This window comes from Alienimonas californiensis (genome assembly GCF_007743815.1).
GTDB lineage: Bacteria > Planctomycetota > Planctomycetia > Planctomycetales > Planctomycetaceae > Alienimonas > Alienimonas californiensis.
This window is the reverse complement of sequence record NZ_CP036265.1, coordinates 4,695,350-4,711,815: the sequence shown is the minus strand read 5'-3', so window position 1 is coordinate 4,711,815 and position 16,466 is coordinate 4,695,350. Positions and strand designations below refer to the sequence as shown.

The 16,466-nt window shown below is 73.2% G+C and carries 16 protein-coding genes; all 16 read left to right on the top strand.

The window, feature by feature from the left end; genetic code table 11:
• Window positions 1-413: 413 nt before the first annotated feature.
• The 16 genes from CA12_RS22630 (at window position 414) to CA12_RS18620 (ending at window position 16,390) form a co-directional block, all read left to right on the top strand.
• On the top strand, window positions 414-1,472 hold the full coding sequence (locus CA12_RS22630) for a hypothetical protein (protein WP_207622042.1): 1,059 nt from the start codon (window positions 414-416) through the stop codon (window positions 1,470-1,472).
• Between the two features lie 333 nt (window positions 1,473-1,805).
• The gene (locus CA12_RS18690) at window positions 1,806-4,142 is read left to right on the top strand and encodes a hypothetical protein (RefSeq protein WP_165700860.1); all 2,337 of its coding nucleotides are present in this window, start codon (window positions 1,806-1,808) and stop codon (window positions 4,140-4,142) included.
• Entirely contained in the window at window positions 4,139-4,522 is a 384-nt protein-coding gene (locus tag CA12_RS18685) for a hypothetical protein (RefSeq protein ID WP_145360565.1), read from the top strand. The genes CA12_RS18690 and CA12_RS18685 overlap by 4 nt, the downstream gene beginning before the upstream one ends.
• A gap of 71 nt (window positions 4,523-4,593) precedes the next feature.
• Window positions 4,594-5,022, top strand: coding sequence for a flagellar basal body rod protein FlgB (locus CA12_RS18680; protein WP_145360563.1), 429 nt, complete (start codon window positions 4,594-4,596; stop codon window positions 5,020-5,022).
• A 114-nt stretch (window positions 5,023-5,136) separates the two neighbouring features.
• Window positions 5,137-5,571, top strand: a complete 435-nt coding sequence (flgC, locus tag CA12_RS18675) for a flagellar basal body rod protein FlgC (protein WP_145360561.1) — start codon at window positions 5,137-5,139, stop codon at window positions 5,569-5,571.
• Window positions 5,571-5,912, top strand: a complete 342-nt coding sequence (locus CA12_RS18670; RefSeq protein WP_145360559.1) for a flagellar hook-basal body complex protein FliE — start codon at window positions 5,571-5,573, stop codon at window positions 5,910-5,912. The genes flgC and CA12_RS18670 overlap by 1 nt, the downstream gene beginning before the upstream one ends.
• 122 nt (window positions 5,913-6,034) lie before the next feature.
• Window positions 6,035-7,657 carry a hypothetical protein gene (locus tag CA12_RS18665; protein ID WP_145360557.1) on the top strand — a complete coding sequence of 541 codons (1,623 nt, stop codon included), beginning with the start codon at window positions 6,035-6,037 and terminating at the stop codon, window positions 7,655-7,657.
• A 90-nt stretch (window positions 7,658-7,747) separates the two neighbouring features.
• On the top strand, window positions 7,748-8,755 hold the full coding sequence (gene fliG / locus CA12_RS18660) for a flagellar motor switch protein FliG (protein WP_145360555.1): 1,008 nt from the start codon (window positions 7,748-7,750) through the stop codon (window positions 8,753-8,755).
• Window positions 8,756-8,842: 87 nt separating this feature from the next.
• The gene (locus CA12_RS18655) at window positions 8,843-9,595 is read left to right on the top strand and encodes a FliH/SctL family protein (protein WP_145360553.1); all 753 of its coding nucleotides are present in this window, start codon (window positions 8,843-8,845) and stop codon (window positions 9,593-9,595) included.
• Window positions 9,592-10,962, top strand: coding sequence for a FliI/YscN family ATPase (locus CA12_RS18650; RefSeq protein WP_145360552.1), 1,371 nt, complete (start codon window positions 9,592-9,594; stop codon window positions 10,960-10,962). Before CA12_RS18655 ends, CA12_RS18650 begins: the two co-directional genes overlap by 4 nt.
• Window positions 10,959-11,423: a flagellar FliJ family protein gene (locus CA12_RS18645; RefSeq protein WP_145360550.1), complete on the top strand. Its 465-nt coding sequence runs from the start codon at window positions 10,959-10,961 to the stop codon at window positions 11,421-11,423. Before CA12_RS18650 ends, CA12_RS18645 begins: the two co-directional genes overlap by 4 nt.
• Before the next feature lie 19 nt (window positions 11,424-11,442).
• Window positions 11,443-12,129: a hypothetical protein gene (locus CA12_RS18640; RefSeq protein ID WP_145360548.1), complete on the top strand. Its 687-nt coding sequence runs from the start codon at window positions 11,443-11,445 to the stop codon at window positions 12,127-12,129.
• A 24-nt stretch (window positions 12,130-12,153) separates the two neighbouring features.
• Entirely contained in the window at window positions 12,154-13,920 is a 1,767-nt protein-coding gene (locus CA12_RS18635) for a flagellar hook-length control protein FliK (RefSeq protein ID WP_145360547.1), read from the top strand.
• A 42-nt stretch (window positions 13,921-13,962) separates the two neighbouring features.
• Window positions 13,963-14,376 (top strand): flagellar hook capping FlgD N-terminal domain-containing protein, encoded by a 414-nt coding sequence (locus CA12_RS18630; protein WP_145360545.1) that lies wholly within the window; start codon window positions 13,963-13,965, stop codon window positions 14,374-14,376.
• Between the two features lie 60 nt (window positions 14,377-14,436).
• Complete coding sequence (locus tag CA12_RS18625; RefSeq protein WP_145360543.1) at window positions 14,437-16,134, top strand: flagellar hook-basal body complex protein; 1,698 nt, start codon at window positions 14,437-14,439, stop codon at window positions 16,132-16,134.
• A 73-nt stretch (window positions 16,135-16,207) separates the two neighbouring features.
• Window positions 16,208-16,390, top strand: coding sequence for a flagellar FlbD family protein (locus CA12_RS18620; RefSeq protein WP_145360541.1), 183 nt, complete (start codon window positions 16,208-16,210; stop codon window positions 16,388-16,390).
• Window positions 16,391-16,466 lie beyond the last annotated feature (76 nt).

Genomic DNA, 16,466 nt, shown 5'->3' with positions numbered 1-16,466 from the left:
CGCTGGAGAATCGGCGTCGGCGAATGTTTCGTGAGCGATGAATGCGGGTCTTTCCGTCGAACCCGTCCCTGAACGGTCGGACCGCTTCAAGAGGGGCGAACGGCGCCGCCGATTCATCCGTCACCCCGGACCCGCATTCGGGGGGCGGGGCGATGGAATCGCCCCGCAGTTCAACTAACCCCCAGCGCCACCACCTCCCCCCCCGGCCCACCGGGTGAAGCCGAATCCGCCGACGCGACCGTCCCCCCACCCGGGAACGGTTCGCCGGCCGTTCCGGCGGAACTCGACCCGGGGTTTCGCCGGCCGACCGCGTCCCCCGCAATCTGTCCCGCAGAACGCGGGCGGGCGGGGCGGTTCGTCGGGCCGGGGACGGAGACGGCGCGGGCTCAACTTCCCAGGGAAGGACCCTTCGAATGACTCTGCTCCGTTGTTTCGGTGCGGCGCTCGCGCTCGGTATGGCCGCCACGGCCAATGCCGGCATCTTCAGCCACGGCTGCCAGAAGAGCTGCGATTGCACCTCTGCCTGCCAGCCCGAGTGCTGCGCCCCCGCCGTCGGCACGCCCTGCTGTGCCAGCCCCGGCTCCTACGGCTGCCTCGGCGGCAAGCCGGCCTGTTGCGATTCCAGCTGCGCCCCGGCCAGCTGCTGTGCCCCCAGCGGGTGCTGCGTCGATCCCGGCTGTGCCGCCCCCTGCGGCGTCGCCTGTGCCTCTGACTGCTGCGAAGACCCCTCCTGCGCCGCCCCCTGCGGCAATGGCCTCGGGAACGGCTGCTGCGTCGATCCCGGCTGTGCCGCCCCCTGCGGCGACGCCTGCGGCAACGGCTGCTGCGTCGATCCCGGCTGTGCCGCCCCCTGCGGGAACGGCCTCGGGAACGGCTGCTGCGTCGATCCGGGTTGTGCCGCCCCGTGCGGCTCCGATTGCTGCGGCTCCGATTGCTGCGGCTCCGATTGCTGCGACGGCGGGTCCTGCTTCAACCGCAAGGGCGGCCTGCTGAGCAAGCTGTTCGGTTGCCACAAGACCGACTGCTGCGAGACCGACTGCTGCCCGACCGCTACCTGTGCCGCCCCGTGCGGCTCCGATTGCTGCGACGGCGGGTCCTGCTTCAGCCGTAAGGGCGGCCTGCTGGGCAAGCTGTTCGGCTGCCACAAGAGCGATTGCTGCGAGACCGACTGCTGTGCCTCGAGCTGCGGCACCGTCGCCGCCCCGCGGAACTACGGCGTCGCCCCGGCTCCGGCCGCCGGCCGTGCCGTCGTCGCCCCGGCCGCTCCGGCTCCGGCCCCGGCCGCCGCTCCGGCTCCGGCCGCCGCCCCGGCCCCGGCCGCTCCGGCCGCCGCTCCGCAGGCCCCGGCCGCCGAGAAGGCCTACGAGGCCGAGCCGGCTCCGCCGACCGACCCGGAAGCCTACTTCCCCAGCCGCTTCCGTCGTCAGACCAGCAACGCCGTTCGCGGCAACCTGTACGGCATGGCTCGCTGAGCCTGGCGACTGAAGGCCGATGACTGAGGGTCGGCTCGCCCGCCCCTCGCTCGTCACGCTCCGACGGCCCCGCTTCCCCCTGGGAAGCGGGGCCGTTCTGCATTGGCGCCCCCGCCCCCGAGGGGCGAAGGAACGCCGTCGGGCGGTCCGGGCCGGGGCGCCGGGGGCCCTCCGGCGACGAATCGCCGTTGACCGAAGGACCCGCCGACCGCTAGCACCACCCGGCTTCGGACCGTTCCCGATTGCCGGGCTCCCCCGCTGACTCTGCCCCGCCCCAGCCCGCCGAGCGCCGCCACGGCGGCGACGTGGATCGTTCTCTCCGGAGCGATCGCGGTGGGGGCGTACGCGGTGTCGGCGGCGCTGCCCACCGTGCGCCCCCCGGCCGAGCGTCTGGCGGAAGCGCTGGAGACGATGGACGCCCACCCCCCGCCGCTCGATCCGACGGACGGCGAGGAAGCGGAGGACCTGTCCGCCCGGCGGCGCGCCGCCGCCCTGGCCCTGCCCCTCATCAGGCCGGAGGCGAAAGGCGTCACGCCCGGCCCGCCGCCGATCCTGCCGCACGTGCCCGGCGCCGCGGCCTACATCGTGGGCCTGGAAGCGTTCGGGCGGGCGGCGGAATCGGGCGGCGAGTACGACTCCGCCGCGGCGTACCTGGTGCGGGCGGAGCGGGAGGGGGTTCCCCCGCCCCGCCGCCGCACGCTGCTGATCGCCTCCGGCCTGAGCCTGTTGCGGGCCGGTCGGCCGACCATGGCCTTCGACCGCTTCGCCCAGGCGTTGCGGGAGGAATACGGGGCGGAGGCCGCCGGCGCCGTGCCGCTCTGGCAGGGGTTGGTGGACAGCGCCGTGCGGGACGGCCGGCCGGACACGCTGGAGGAGGCCGCCGCCCGCCTCGCCGCGGTCAAGGCACCGGCCAATCAGGACTCCGCCGCCGCCCTGCTGCGCGCCCGCGGCCGGCTCGCCGTCGAACGGAACGATCCGGCGACGGCGTCCGCCGCGTTGGCCGGGCTGCAACAGCTGGGCGCCCGCGGGGGCGATCTGGCGGTTCGGCTGGCCCTCTTGATGGACGATATGGCCTCCGCCCGCGCGGCCCTCCCGCCGGTCCCGCGGTTCCCGCTGCTCGGGGACCTCCACGCGCTCTACATGCACGGCCGGGTCGAGGAGGCCTCCGGCGATCGCCTGTTGGCCCTCGCCCGCTACCGGGCCGCCGCGGAGTTGGCGCCCCGGTCCGCCGACGGCCTCTCGGCACGGTTGGCCGAGGCGCGGTTGCTCACCGCGGCCGGTCGGTTCGAAGAGGCGTCCGAAGCCCTGAGGCTCGCGGTGGACGCCGGGGCCGACGCCCAGGGCGGGACGGCCGGCGATCTGCGGGCGGAACTGCGGCAGGCCTGCGAACAGGCGGTGCGAACCGCCGCGGCCGATCCGCGGGGGGCGGAGCACTGTGTGGCCCTCTGCGAGACGGTGGAATCCGCGCTGGGCGCTCCGCTGGCCCGGCGTTTGAAGGCGGAAGTGCTGGACGCCGCCGCGACGAACGTCGCCGGTGCCTTCGCGGCCGGCGAGGCGTACGCCGCCTGGGCGGCGGTGGAGCCGGATCGCGATCTGCGCCGGTTTGCCCGCCTCGCCGCGGTGCGGCATCTCCGCCGTGCGGGGCGGCCGGCCGCGGCGCTGGCGGAACTGGATCAGATTCCGATGGTGAGCGACCCCGACCCGGGCGGGCTGCGGCTGGAACGGGCGCGCCTGCTGATGGATCTCGGCCGGGCCGCCGACGCCCGCACCGCGGCGCAATCGCTGGTGCAGGACCTGCCCTCCGACCCCGCCGCCCCCCCGGCGCGGGTGTTGATCGGCTCCGCGGCGCTGGAGGCCGGCGATCCCGACGGGGCGATCGCCGCCTGGACGGCGGTGCTCAGCGACACCGAACTGACGCCCGCCGCGGCCGAGTGGCGGGAGAGCCTGTTCGCCCGGGCGGACCTCACGGCCCGGCGGGCGCTGGCCGCCGCCCCCCCGATCGCCGCCCCCGACGCCCGGGAGGGGGACGCCGCCGACGCGGGCCTCTCGCACGCCGTCGACCTGCTGGGCGAATGTCTGGCCCGATATCCCAACGAACCTGCCGCCGTCGGTGCCCGGCTGGAACGGGCGCGGTGCCGCCTCGCCCGCTGGCAGCGGCTGGACGCGGCGCCCCTCCCGACCGACAGCCTGAACCTGAAGCGTCGGCAGGAGCGGGCCGCCGCCGACCTCATCGCGGCCCTCGCGGATTTCCGCACCGTCTCCGGCCAACTGCGGGGGGCGAACGCGGACACGGCGCCCGCGGCGGCGGACGTGGTGCGTCTGCGGCTGGCCCGCCTGGGCGCCGCGGAGTGCCTCACCCGGTTGGGGCGCACGGAAGCGGGCGGCGTGGCCGTCGCGCAGGAGGTCGACCGCGACCCGCTGAACCCCCGCAGCGTCGCGGCCCTGCTGGATCTGGCCGCCGCCCGTCGCGCGGTCGGCGACGAGGTCGGCGGTCGGCTGGCCGTGGAGCAGGCCCGACTGACGATCGCCCGCCTGCCGGACTCCGATCTCGCCGCCGGCCGGTCGCCGCTGAGCCGTGCGGAATGGAATCGCCTGTTTCTGCTCGCCCGCCGGGCCGCCGACGAGGACGCCGCCGCCCTCCCGCCTCCCCCCCGCCAGGACGCCCCATGACTGCCGCCCTCCACCCCGCCGACGCCGCGGAACGGTTGCTGGATCGCCTCGAGCGGCTGACCGCCGTCCAGGCGGAGGCGCTCTCCGCCGGGGACGACGATCGGCTGCTCGCGGCGCTGGGCGAGAAGCAGTCCGCGCTGGACGCCGCCGATCTGCCGGACCTGCTGCGGGCGGCCGGGCCGACGCGGGCGCCGTCCCTCACCGCCCGCATCGAAGCGTTGCTGAAGGCGGACGGCGAAGCCCTCGCCCTCGCCACGGCCCGCCGGGACGAGTTGGCCGGCGAACTGTCCGCGCTGGGCTCCGCGTCGGCCGCCCAGGGCGCCTACGGCGGGACCGCGGACCCGCCGTCGTCGCCCCGCCGCCTCGACGTCGCCGGTTGACCGCTTCGGCGGCTGACCGCGGCGACCGTCGTTCCCTCGTTCACTCCCTCCTGTCTGACCTGCCCCGACCGATGTTCGATCCCCTGCTGTCCGCCGGCTCGATGCCGCTGCTCGAACGGCAGGCGGTGTGGGGGGAGGTCCGCCACAACGTGCTGGCGGGCAACCTGGCGAACATCGACACGCCCGGCTTCCGCCCGCGGGACCTCGATCCGCAGGCTTTCCAGGAGGCGTTGCGGCAGTCCGTCCACGCCCGCACGCCCGGGGCTGCATCCAGCCTGACCGAGGCGCCCCGCGACCCGCTCGCCGGCGGGGTGCCGGACGAACTGCTGACCGCGGTCGATCGGCCGGGCGGCGATCTCGTGTTTCACGACGGCGCCCCGCGCAGCATCGAGCGCGAGGCTCTCGCCCTCACCCGCAACGCGATGCAGCGGCAGGCCGCGATCCAGCTGATGGGCGCCCAGATGGCGATGCTCCAGGCCGCCATCACCGAACGGGCGTGATTCCGTGTGGGACGGCGGATCTCGGACGTCGGGACGTGAGTCGTCCGGTCCGGCCGCCCCTCGTCCGAAGGTCCCGTCCGCCCCCTGTCCGACCTCCCCGATCCGAAATCCGAAATGTTCCAAGCCTTCGACGTCTCTACCACCGCTCTGGTCGCGCAGCGGGCGCGGCTGGACACGATCGCGGGGAACGTGGCGAACGCCAATTCCACCCGCAACGAGGCCGGCGAGGCGGAGCCGTTCCGGCGGCGGTTCGTCCAGTTCGCCGCGGCGGACATGGGATTCGCCGGCGACGGCTCCGCCCAGGCCGGCGCGCGGACGGCCACCGGGGTGCAGTTCGAGGTGAAGACGGACGAGACCACGCCGCTGCGGGCGGTGCACGCCCCCGGCCACCCCGACGCCGGACCCGACGGCATGCTGATGCTGCCGAACGTGGATCTCACGAGCGAATTCGTCAACGCGGTCGAGGCCGCCCGCGCCTACGAGGCGAACGTGACCGCGGTGGAACTGAGCAAACAGCTCGCCGAACAGAGCCTGAGGATCCTCGGCTGATGAACGCCCTCACCCTCGCCCCGCCGCCGACGTTTCCCGGAACGTCGACCTACGGGCTCTCCCCCGCCGGCGGGATCGGCGCCGGCATGTCGCCGGGCCGTTCCGTCGCGCCCGCCGCCGGGCCTGATTTCGCCGCGATGCTGGCGGACGCGGTCAACGGCGTGAACGCCAACGCCCAGGCCGCCGACTCCGCCGCCACCCGGGCGGTGCTCGGGGAGAACGTGACGCAGGCGGAGGTGTTCACCGCCGTGAAAAAGGCCGATCTGTCGCTGCGGATGCTGATTTCCGTCCGCAACAAACTGCTGGAAGGCTGGAAGGAACTGCAGTCGATCCCGGTGTGACGCAGCCCGCGTCGCCCCCGCCGACCGGCGCGGCGGTTCTGCCGTTCCCTTCGCGCGCCGGTTTGAGCTAGCACCTGGGCCCCTCCCCGCCCGGCCGCCCGTCCGAAGGGGCGACGAATCGCGTGAACAGCCTGTCGGACAGCTTCGAAAAGGCGAAAGCGTTCGCCCGCGACCTGCCTCCCAGCGGGCGGTGGACGCTGATCGGCGTGCCGCTGGCGCTGATGGCGGGCTTCGCCCTGCTGTTGTCCGGCAACATCGGGACCCGGGACGAGGCGCCGGTCTCCTGGGGCAAGGTGTTCGCCTCGAGCGAACTCCGCAGCGCCGAACAGGCCCTTATCGAGGCCGGGCTGACGGACTTCCGCACCCACGGCCAGCGGATCTTCGTCCCCGCCGCCGAGGTGGATGCCTACAACGCCGCCCTGATGGTCGACGGCCGACTGCCGGGTGATTCGCTCAGCGAGTTCGAACGGCAGTTCGACAAATCCGGGCTGTTCACCTCCCGTGAACAGTTGGCCGACCTGCGGAATATCGCCCTCCGCAAGGAGGTCCGTAAGACGCTCGCCGCGGTGAAGGACATTGAATCGGCGGACGTCCTCTGGAGCGTCAAGCAATCCGGCGAGTGGCCGCGGCGGGAGAAGAAAACCGCCGCGACCGTCAGCCTGATGCCCCGCCGCGGGACGGCGTTGACCCCGGAGCGGGTGGCGAGCATCCGCAGCGCCGTCGCCGGGATGGTGCCGGACCTGTCGGAGGAGGACATCACCGTGCTCGATCAGTCCACCGGCGCCGCGCACGCGTTCGAAGCCAACGGCCCGCTGGACGACCGCACTCAGGCCGCCGTCGCCGCCCACACCCGCCGCTACCGGGAGACGATCTCCCAGGCGCTCGCCTACATCCCGGGCGCGTTGGTGAACGTCTCGGTCGATCTGGACCCCGTCCGCCGGGAGGTGGAGCGCCGCCAGTCCGTGGATTCCAAACAGACGGTGACGGTCGAATCCGCGGAGACGACCCGCAACCGCTCGTCGAACCAGACGCCCCCGCAGGGGGAGCCGGGCGTGGCGAGCAACCAGCCGGGCAGCGTCTCGGTCGGCGGCCCGCTGACCGAGACCCGGGACGAACAGTCGGATTCCGCCATGCGGGTGGTGCCCAGTTGGACCACCAGCGAACGCGAACTGCGGGCCGCCAAGCCGGAGGCCGTGCGGGTCGCGGTCTCCATCCCGGAGAGCTACCACGACGCGGTCGCCGCCGGTCGCGGGCTCACGCGCGGCGAGGACGAGGCCTCCAAAGCGGCGTACGCCCAGGCCGTGGACGCGATTCGCCTCGCCGAGGAGGAGAAGGTCCGGGAGCGGGTGGCGACGCTGATCCCCGCCGGTTCCCCCGCGACCGCGGTGCACGTCACCACGGTCACGCCCATTGAGCCGGACGTCCCGCCGCTCGTGATCCCGTGGACGGAGTCCGTCGGCGAACTCGTCTCCCGCTGGGGTTCCACCGCGCTGCTGTGCGTGGTCGCCGCGGTCGGCCTGCTGGTGCTCCGCCGGGGCATGACGCTGCCGGAGCCGGCGCCGCCCGCGGCGCTGGAAGAACGCCTCGACCGACTCGCCGTCGCCGGCCGGATCGGCCCCAACGGGAAGGTCGAGGAGGACGACGACCAGCCCAAATCGCAGCGGGACCGGGTCGCGGAACTGGCCGCCCACGACCCGGAAGCCGTCGCCGCGGTCCTCAACTCCTGGCTGCGTAACGCCGCCTGACTCTCCTCTGACTCTCCTTCGACTCCCCGCTGACTCCCGAGCGAGGGGGTCATGGACTCTCTCTGACTCTCCGAGCGACCGGCTCCCGCGATGACTCGTTCGTTCAACGACGCCCGCAAAGCGGCCGTGCTGCTGCTCTCGCTGGATCGGGCGGCGGCGCAGAAAGTGCTAGCCCTGCTGCCCAAACGGGCGGTGGAGGCGGTCAGCGCGGAGATCGTTCGGGTCGACGACGTGACCGCCGAACAGCAGGCCGCGGTGCTCACGGAGTTCGAAACCCGCCACGCCGCCCGCGTGAAGGTCGAGCGGGGCGGCCTGAAGGGGGCGGAAGAACTGCTGGCCGGGAGTCTCGGCGAGGAGGCGGCCCGCGAGGTCGTGGAGAACCTGCGGCAGAACCTCGACAGCGTGCCCTTCTCGTTCCTCCAGAAGGCCGGCGCCGACAACCTGCTGACCTTCGTGAGCGAGGAGCACCCGCAGACGATCGCCCTGATCCTCTCCCACCTCCCCGCCGGACTCGCCGCGGAGGTGATCAGCGGCCTTACCCCGGACAAGCAGATCGACGTGATCCGCCGCGTCGCCGGCATGGAGCAGACCAGCCCGGACGTGGTCGAGGAGGTCGAGGCCAGCCTACGGCGCCGGATGACCAGCACCTTCGACCAGACGTTGGAGAAGGCCGGCGGCGCCCCCCGGGTCGCCGAGATTCTCAACGTGACCGACCGCATGACGAACAAGGGCATCCTCGAGAGCCTCGACCGCGACGACGCCGATCTGGCGGATCAGATCCGTCGCCTGATGTTCGTGTTCGACGACCTGCTCAAGCTGGACAATAAGGCCATCCAGGCCCTTCTGAAAGAGGTCGACACCAGCCGCTGGGCGCTCGCCCTGAAGGGGGCCGGGCAGGAGCTGACGGACAAGGTGCTGGGCAACCTGTCCCAGCGGGCCGCGGACATGCTGCGGGAGGAGATGGATTACCTCGGCCCGGTGAAGCTGTCGGAGGTGGAGGCCGCCCAGGGCGCGGTGGTGGATACCGTCCGTCGCCTGGAGGACAGCGGCGAAATCACCGTCGGCAGCGGCGCCCAGGCCGAGCAATACGTCACCTGATCGGAGCGGTTCGCCCACCGGAGGGCCGCCCGCCCGCACCCGAAATCGGCGCAGCGGTGGAACGTGCCAATCTGCTAACGATTCGGGGTGCCCGCCGCCCCGCCCCCCGCCCGCGTTCTGAAACTCGACCGCCCGCATGCCGCGGCGCCGGTGGAGGAACCGCGCCGCCCGCGCGGCTGGAACCTTTCGGACTTCGAATCCGACTGCGACGACCGCCTGGACGCCGTGCGGGAGCGCTGCCGCGCCCTGCTCGCGGAGGCCGTCGCGGAGGCGGAGGAGATTCGGTCGAAGGCTCACGCGGAGGGACTCGAAACCGGCCGGACCGCGGGGCTGAACGATGCGGAGAACCGCATCGCCGAAGCCGCCGCGGCGGAGGCCGAACGCCTGTCGCGTGATCGGCTCGCCGCCGCGTTGACCCCGCTGGCCCGCCTCGCCGACGCCTACCGGTCCGAGCAGGATCGCTGGCGGGCGAACTGGGAACGGGACGCCGTCGGCCTCGCCTGCGCGATCGCCGGCCGCCTGCTGGGGCGGGAGTTGAAGGCCCGGCCGGACGCCGCGGCGGACCTGGCGGCCGAAGCCCTCGCGGCCGCGGCGGGCTGCCGCGCCCCGGCGGTGACGATGCACCCGGACGACCTCGCGGCGCTCGGGGGGGCGTTCCGGCAGGACGTGCTCATGGCGCTCGGCGAAGGGGCGACGCTGACGGCCGATCCCGCCCTCTCCCGCGGCGACTGCTTCGTCCGCGGCGTCGGCGGTGAGGTCGACGGCCGGCTCGCCACGCGCCTGGATCGCATCGCCGCGGAACTGCTCCCGGACGAGCCCGCGGACGGGAGCGGACGATGAACTCCGTCGGCACGCGCTACGCCGCCCGGCTGAGGCGGGCGGTCTCGGTGGGCCTGACCGGCTCCGTCGCCCGGATGACCGGGGCGGGCGCCGCGGTCGCCGGCCTGCCGGCGCCGGTGGGGGCCGAGGTGCGATTCTCCCCCGCCGGCGGGCCGCCGGTGGAGGGCGTCGTCACCGGGTTCCACGGCGGCGAGACCTTCGTGATGCCCTTCGCCGACCTCGCCGGCGTGCGACGCGGCGACAAGGTGCGGCTGACCCGCGGCACGGGCGATCTCGCCGTGGGCGACGGGCTGATCGGGCGGGTGCTCGACGGGCGCGGCCGGGTGATCGACGGCAAGCCCGCCCCGCCCCGGCCCCATGCGGTCGATCCGCACGCCGCCCCCCCGCCGGCGCTCGGCCGTCCGCCCATTCGCCGCAAGTTCGACACCGGCGTTCGCGTCATCGACGCCCTCCTCACCGTCGGCCGCGGGCAGCGCATCGGGTTGTTCGCCGGCAGCGGCGTGGGCAAGAGCACCCTGCTGGCGCAGCTGGCGAGGGGTTCCGAGGCGGACGTGGCTGTACTCGCGCTCGTCGGGGAACGCGGCCGCGAGGTGCGCGAGTTCCTCGATCACGACCTCGGACCGAACGGGCTGAGCCGCAGCGTCGTCGTCGTCGCCACCGGCGACGAACCGGCCGCGGTGCGCCTGCGGGCCGCCCTCACCGCGACCGCGATTGCGGAGCACTTCCGCGACGCCGGCCGCTCCGTGTTGCTGATGCTCGACAGCGTCACCCGACTCGCCCAGGCGCAGCGGGAAATCGGCCTCGCCGCCGGGGAGCCGCCCGCCACCCGCGGTTATCCGCCCAGTGTGTTCGCCCTGCTCCCCCGCCTGCTCGAACGCAGCGGACCGGGCGCGCCTTCCCCCAAACGCCCCGACGGCGCCGGCAGCATCACGGCGTTCTACACCACGCTGGTGGACGGCGACGATCCGAACGAGCCGATCGCCGACGCCGTCCGCGGCACGCTGGACGGACACGTCTGGCTGTCGCGGGCGCTGGCGGAGGCGAACCACTTTCCCGCCGTCGACGTCCCGGGCAGCCTGAGCCGGTTGATGGCCCAACTCGCGGCGTCGGAACATGCCCAGGCCGCCGGGCGGGTGCGTTCCCTACTGGCCGCCCACCGCGAGGCCGAAGACCTGATTCGAATTGGCGCCTACCAGTCCGGCAGCAGCGCCGAGGTCGACGTCGCCGTGAAGATGAAGCCCGCGATCGACGCCTTCCTGCGGCAGAGACCTGACGAATCGACCCCCGCCCACGAAGCCGTCTCCGCTCTGCAGGCCCTGGCGGCGACGGCGAACGCCGGTCTGACGAACGGGGGCACGGCGACATGACCCGCTTTCGCAATCGCTTCGCCGTCGTGCTCAAGGCGCGAGAACGCGACCGCGACGTCGCCCGCGCCGCGCTGGCGGCGGCGCTCCGCACCAGCGCCGAGGCGGAGGCCGCCCGGCGGGCCGTGGAAGTCCTCATCGCATCGGAACGCGGCGAACTCGGGGCGGCCACCCGGGCGGGACGGGTGGACGTCAGCGATTGGCTCGCCCGCCGGCGGCACGCCTCCGTCCTCACCGCGGAACGAAAGACGGCCGCCGCGGCCGTCGCCGACGCCGCCGCTCAGGTCGCCGAGGCCCGCACGGCGCTGATCGCGGCCGACCGGGCCGTCGCGGCGCTGGAAACGCTCCGCGATCGCGACCTGCGCGCTCATCGCACGGCGGAACTCGCCGCGGAGCAGCGGGCGGTCGAAGACCTGTTCACCGCCACGGCCGCCGCCTTCGTCGGCGACGACTCCTCCTTCTGACAGCGGAAACCCGGAGCGAATGGGACGTGCGCTCGCCACGCTGTTCGGCGTCATCTGCATCGCCACCGTCGCCACCCAGACCCTCGCCGTCGGCGTGATGTGGTGGCACGGCCGGCTCACGCCCTCCGCCTGGGCGGAGATCGCCGCGGCCCTGGACGGGGCGCCGGGTGCCACGGCCCCCGGGGACGCGACCTCGGAGGCGACCGCGCCCGCCGGTCCGACGCGGACGCCCACCTATGAAGAGGTGTTGGAACGCCGCGCCGCGGCCGCCCTGCAACTAGCCGATCGCACCGAAGCCCTACGCTCCGCCGCCCGGGCGGTGGCCGCGGAGGCCAAGGCGGTGGCCGACGACCGGGCCGCCCTCGCCGCCGACCGCACGGCCTTCGAGCGGGAACTGACTCAGGCCCGTGAGGAGCTGACCGCCGAGGCGACCGAGCAGGCGCGGGAACTGGTCAAAGGGATGGGGCCGAAGGACAGCGTCGGCTACCTGATGAGTTTGCCGGACCTGTCGGTGGTGACGCTCGTGAAGGGACTGGACGCGCGGACCGCATCGAAAGTGCTGGCGGAGTTCGCCGGCGGGACCGAACAGGAGAGAGCCCGGGGCGTCGTCATCTTCGCCGCCCTGCATGCGGGTCAACCCGAGGCGGCGGCGATCGACGCTGCGGCCGGCGGCGGGCCCGCTCCGCCCGGCGATCCGGGCGGCTAACCGCTCCTCCTCCCCGGCCGGCCCGTGTCGCTGCCTCCGTTCGCCGTCGCCCCGGTCTCGCCGTCGTCGACGGGGGCCGGACGTTCGGCGGGGGCCGGACGGTCGGCGTCCGCGAGACCGTCCGGCGCTTCGGCGGCGCCGGCGGTCCCCGCGGCGCCGTCCCGCACCGAAGCGAAGACCGACGCCCCCGCCGGCGAGTCGGCTGAGGGCGCCACGTTTGCGGCGGTCCTGGCCGAACAGGCCCCGCCCCCGCCGGCGCCTGCCGCCCCGCCCCCCAAGGGCACTGAACCGGCCGTGACGGCGGCGCCGATCGCGACCGGCGTCGCCGATCCGGCGGACGTGGTCGGCTCGCTCGTGAACGAGCTGATTGCCGCGGCGGGCACGATGGACGCATCGATCGACGGAGCGGCCCTGGCCGACGTCGCCGTGCCGTCGGTCAGGCTCCCGACGCCCGCTGCGGCGGCCCAGGTCGCCGCCCCGGCGGGACTAACGCCGACGACCGTGGCCGCGGCCGGCCTCCCTGTGCCGGCGCCGTCCGTCGCAGGCGCGAAGAACGCGAAGGCAATCGTCCCCCCGGGCCTCGAAGCGACGCCGTCTGGCCCCGTTCCGCCGCCGGCTCTGGCCGCTCCTGCGATCCCCAAGCAGCCCGCCGACGCGACGGCGACGCCCACGGAGCCGGCCGGTCCGCAAGCCGGTTCGCCGGCGCCCCCGGCTGCGCTCGTGTCGAAGAATCCGCCGGCGCCCGTCGTGGCCGCCGCCGCGGCCGCCGGCCCCGCTCCCCCGGCGGGTCTGCGGCGACTGAATGAACCGGCTCGTCCCAGCGACCCGTTGACCGGGCGAAAGCAGGGCGTCGCTTCGCCCAGTAGTTCGCCGCCGGGGGCCGAGGGCCGTGCGGGAGCCGCCGCTTTGGTCATGTCTCCCGCGGCTTCGGACGTCCCGCCCCTCACGCCGCCCGCTGCTCCGGCCGACGGGGCGGGGACGGACGCGGCGGCGACCGTCGCAGTAACCGAGGGCGCGCCGGCAGCCTCCGTCGAGCTTCCCCCGGCCGTTCGCTCCGGGGCGCCGCAGAACCGTCCGGAGTCTCCGGGGCCGACCGTGGAACCGTCGACGCTCGCCGTCGATCGGGGGGCGAACGGACTGGCTTCAACAGGCGGCGAGGCCTCGGCCGTGCGGCCCGGCCCGACCGCATCCTCGGCGGGACCCTCCGCGGAGATCGTGGCGGACGCGGTGGGACGGGCGATCGAACAGAATCGTCCGGTGCGGGTGCGGCTTGACCCGCCCGAACTGGGGTCGGTGCGGGTAGAGATCTCCGCAGGGGTCGGCGAGAACGCCGGCACGGTCCGGATTCGCCTCGCGGCGTCCGAGCCCGCGGGCCGGGCCGCCCTCGCCGACGCCTTGCCGCGGCTGCGGGAGACGCTCGCCGCAGCGGGCGTGGGAGTGGACACCATCGAACTGGAACCCGCCGTCCGGCCGGAACGCGCCGACGCCGGCCGGGAAAGCGGACGGGACACCGCCCGCGAGAACGAGCGGCGGGACGGCGAGCGGCGGGACGGGGACGGCGGCGGTCGGTCCGGGGAACGAGGATCGCACGGCCGCGACCGCGGCGAGGCGAATCGCGACGAACGGGAACGGTCGGCGGACGAAGCGTCCGGTCCCCAAGGGGCCGGTGACGGGGACTCTGAGGGCCTGAGCGGCCCGGGTGGTCCTTCCGCCCCCGCGCCCGCCGATGCTGATTGGGGCCGCTCGCCGGCCGGTCGGCGGTCCGCCGGCTCGCTCGACGTCGCCGCCTGACCGCGCCCCCGCCGTCTCCTCACTTCCGCCGGGACGGATCCCATGAACGACTTTTCGTTTCCGCTCCTCAGCAAGTCGGCGGCCCCCCCCGCCGGTCCGTCCGAAAACGCCTCGGGCCTTTCCGGACTGAACGCGGACGACTTCATGACGCTGATGATCGCTCAGCTTCAGAATCAGGACCCGTCCGAGCCGGTTTCCAACGAAACGCTGTTGGACCAGATCGCCACGATGCGGTCCCTGCAGGCGGACGTGGAGCTGGAGCAAACGTTGAAGAAGAACGCCGGCGCCGCGGATCTGTCCACGGCGGCCTCGTTCCTCGGCAAAGAGATTCGCGGCTTTAACGGGGGGAAGGAAGTCGCCGGCACCGTCACCAGGGCGTACCTCGCCGACGGGGACGCCTTTGTGGACGTGGGCGGCGTCCAGTTGTCACTGGGTTCGATCACCGAAGTCGCCTGACGAGGCGCCCCGCCTCGCGCTATCTGTTTTCCTTATTGCCCCGCACCACGGACCGACGATATGGGCCTCGCCTCCGCCACGACGACCGCCCTGAACGGCATGCGGTTAAACGAGACGTCGATCGACGTCCTCGGCAACAACGTCGCCAACGCCGGCACCCGCGGCTTTAAGAGCAGCGAGGCGTTGTTCACGACGCAGTTGGTGAGCACGCTGTCCAGCGGCGACGGCCCGGCCGGCTCCAACGGCGGCACCAACCCCCGCCAGATCGGTCTGGGCGGGACCGTCAGCACGATCCGCAAAGACTTTAAGCAGGGGAGCGTGACCACCAGCAACTCCCCCACCGATATGGCGATCGAGGGGGAGGGCTTCTTCGTCGTGAAAAACGGCCTCGGCACCCAGTATACCCGGGACGGGTCGTTCACCCTCAACCCGGAGGGCAAGCTGGTGAACCCGGCCGGCGGCCGCGTGCAGGGTTACGGCATCGACGGGAACTATAATCTCCAGACGGCGGCGCCCGTCGACATCGAGATCCCGCTGGGCAAGCTATATATTGCCGAAGCCACGAACAACGCCACGTTCACCGGCGCCTTTTTCAGCGGCGGCGAGCTGGCGACGAACGGCACTGTGCAAAGCACGCTGCCGCTGCAAGACGCCAACGGCGGCGGCCCAGGGATCCCCGGCCCCCCCTCGCCCACCACGCCCCTGCAGGATCTCACCAGCGGCGGCACGAGCCTCTTTATCCCGGGGGACAACGTCACGTTCAGCGGTCGCAAGGGCGACCGCGACCTCCCGATGCAGGAAATGCCCGTCACCGGCTCCACGGTGCAGGATTTGATGAGTTTAATGGAGCGGGTGCTGGGCATTCAAAACGGCCCGGAAATTCCCGCCGACGGGTTCACCGGCGATCCGCCGGGCGTGCAGTTGGACGGCGACACGATTCGCATCACCGGCAATCGCGGCGCGGCGAACGCCTTGCAGGTGAATCCCGGCGATCTCCGCAGCGGCGGCGCCGTCGTTCTCACGCCGTTCCAGAAGCAAGCCGACGCCGTGGGCGAATCGGCGGTGCGGGATATTATCGTTTACGACAGCCTCGGCCAGGAGGTGAACATCCGCCTGACGGCGGTCCTGGAGGAACGCAGTTCCACCCGGACCGGGTTCCGCTGGTACGCGGACAGCGACTCCGACAGCGGTCCGGCGCTGGATATCGGCACGGGCAGACTGGAGTTTGACGGTACGGGCGATCTCGTCAGCGGCCAAAAGACGACGATCACCGTGATGCGAGACGACAACGCCGCCCTGTCGCCGCTGACGATCGACCTGGATTTTTCCCAGCTCTCCGGCATCTCCAGCGCCCTCCAGGGCAGCAACTTCGTGATGGAGTCGCAGGACGGGGCCCCCCCGGGCACGCTCGTCGACTTCGCGATCGGCGAAAGCGGCGGGATCAGCGGGGTGTTCGACAACGGCCTGCTCCGGCCGCTGGGACGCCTCGTCATCGCCCAGTTCTCCAACGTGAACGGCTTGGTCGAGGGCGGCGGCGGCACCTATACGGAAGGTCCTAACAGCGGTCCGCCCCGCGTCGGGCCGCCGGGGGCCTTCGGGGCCGGCCTGCTGCGGGCCGGCGCCATCGAGCTGTCGAACACGGACATCGGCAAAAACCTGGTCGACCTGATTATCGCGAGCACGAATTACCGGGGGAACGCCCGGGTGATCTCAAGCACCCAGGAATTGACCGACGAACTGCTGCGGCTCGGACGATAATTCGCTCCGGCGGCCGCCGTAACCGGCGGAGCCGCGGGCCGTCGTCGTACTCGACGTCTCTCCTCAAGAACTCATGATTCCCCTCACCCGCCTCTCCGGCGAACGGTTCCTGCTGAACGCCGAACTGATTCGCACCGTCGAAAGTCGCCCGGACACGTTCCTCACGCTGACGACCGGCGAGCGACTGGTGGTGCGCGAGGCTCCGGAGCAGGTCGCCGGCCGGGTCCTCGGCTGGCGCCGCGCCGCCGCCTGTTAAGCGTCGACCGCTCTGCGCCGCCTGATCAGCGTCGCTTGATCAGGGGCGCCCGCTGAGCGCGGCCCCCTTCCCCGCA

What these genes read in the sequence shown, in the direction of transcription:
- CA12_RS22630 (WP_207622042.1), top strand. Translation starts at nt 414, where the DNA reads ATGACTCTGCTCCGTTGTTTCGGTGCGGCGCTCGCGCTCGGTATGGCC.
- CA12_RS18685 (WP_145360565.1), top strand. Translation starts at nt 4,139, where the DNA reads ATGACTGCCGCCCTCCACCCCGCCGACGCCGCGGAACGGTTGCTGGAT.
- CA12_RS18680 (WP_145360563.1), top strand. Translation starts at nt 4,594, where the DNA reads ATGTTCGATCCCCTGCTGTCCGCCGGCTCGATGCCGCTGCTCGAACGG.
- flgC (WP_145360561.1), top strand. Translation starts at nt 5,137, where the DNA reads ATGTTCCAAGCCTTCGACGTCTCTACCACCGCTCTGGTCGCGCAGCGG.
- CA12_RS18670 (WP_145360559.1), top strand. Translation starts at nt 5,571, where the DNA reads ATGAACGCCCTCACCCTCGCCCCGCCGCCGACGTTTCCCGGAACGTCG.
- fliG (WP_145360555.1), top strand. Translation starts at nt 7,748, where the DNA reads ATGACTCGTTCGTTCAACGACGCCCGCAAAGCGGCCGTGCTGCTGCTC.
- CA12_RS18650 (WP_145360552.1), top strand. Translation starts at nt 9,592, where the DNA reads ATGAACTCCGTCGGCACGCGCTACGCCGCCCGGCTGAGGCGGGCGGTC.
- CA12_RS18645 (WP_145360550.1), top strand. Translation starts at nt 10,959, where the DNA reads ATGACCCGCTTTCGCAATCGCTTCGCCGTCGTGCTCAAGGCGCGAGAA.
- CA12_RS18640 (WP_145360548.1), top strand. Translation starts at nt 11,443, where the DNA reads ATGGGACGTGCGCTCGCCACGCTGTTCGGCGTCATCTGCATCGCCACC.
- CA12_RS18630 (WP_145360545.1), top strand. Translation starts at nt 13,963, where the DNA reads ATGAACGACTTTTCGTTTCCGCTCCTCAGCAAGTCGGCGGCCCCCCCC.
- CA12_RS18625 (WP_145360543.1), top strand. Translation starts at nt 14,437, where the DNA reads ATGGGCCTCGCCTCCGCCACGACGACCGCCCTGAACGGCATGCGGTTA.
- CA12_RS18620 (WP_145360541.1), top strand. Translation starts at nt 16,208, where the DNA reads ATGATTCCCCTCACCCGCCTCTCCGGCGAACGGTTCCTGCTGAACGCC.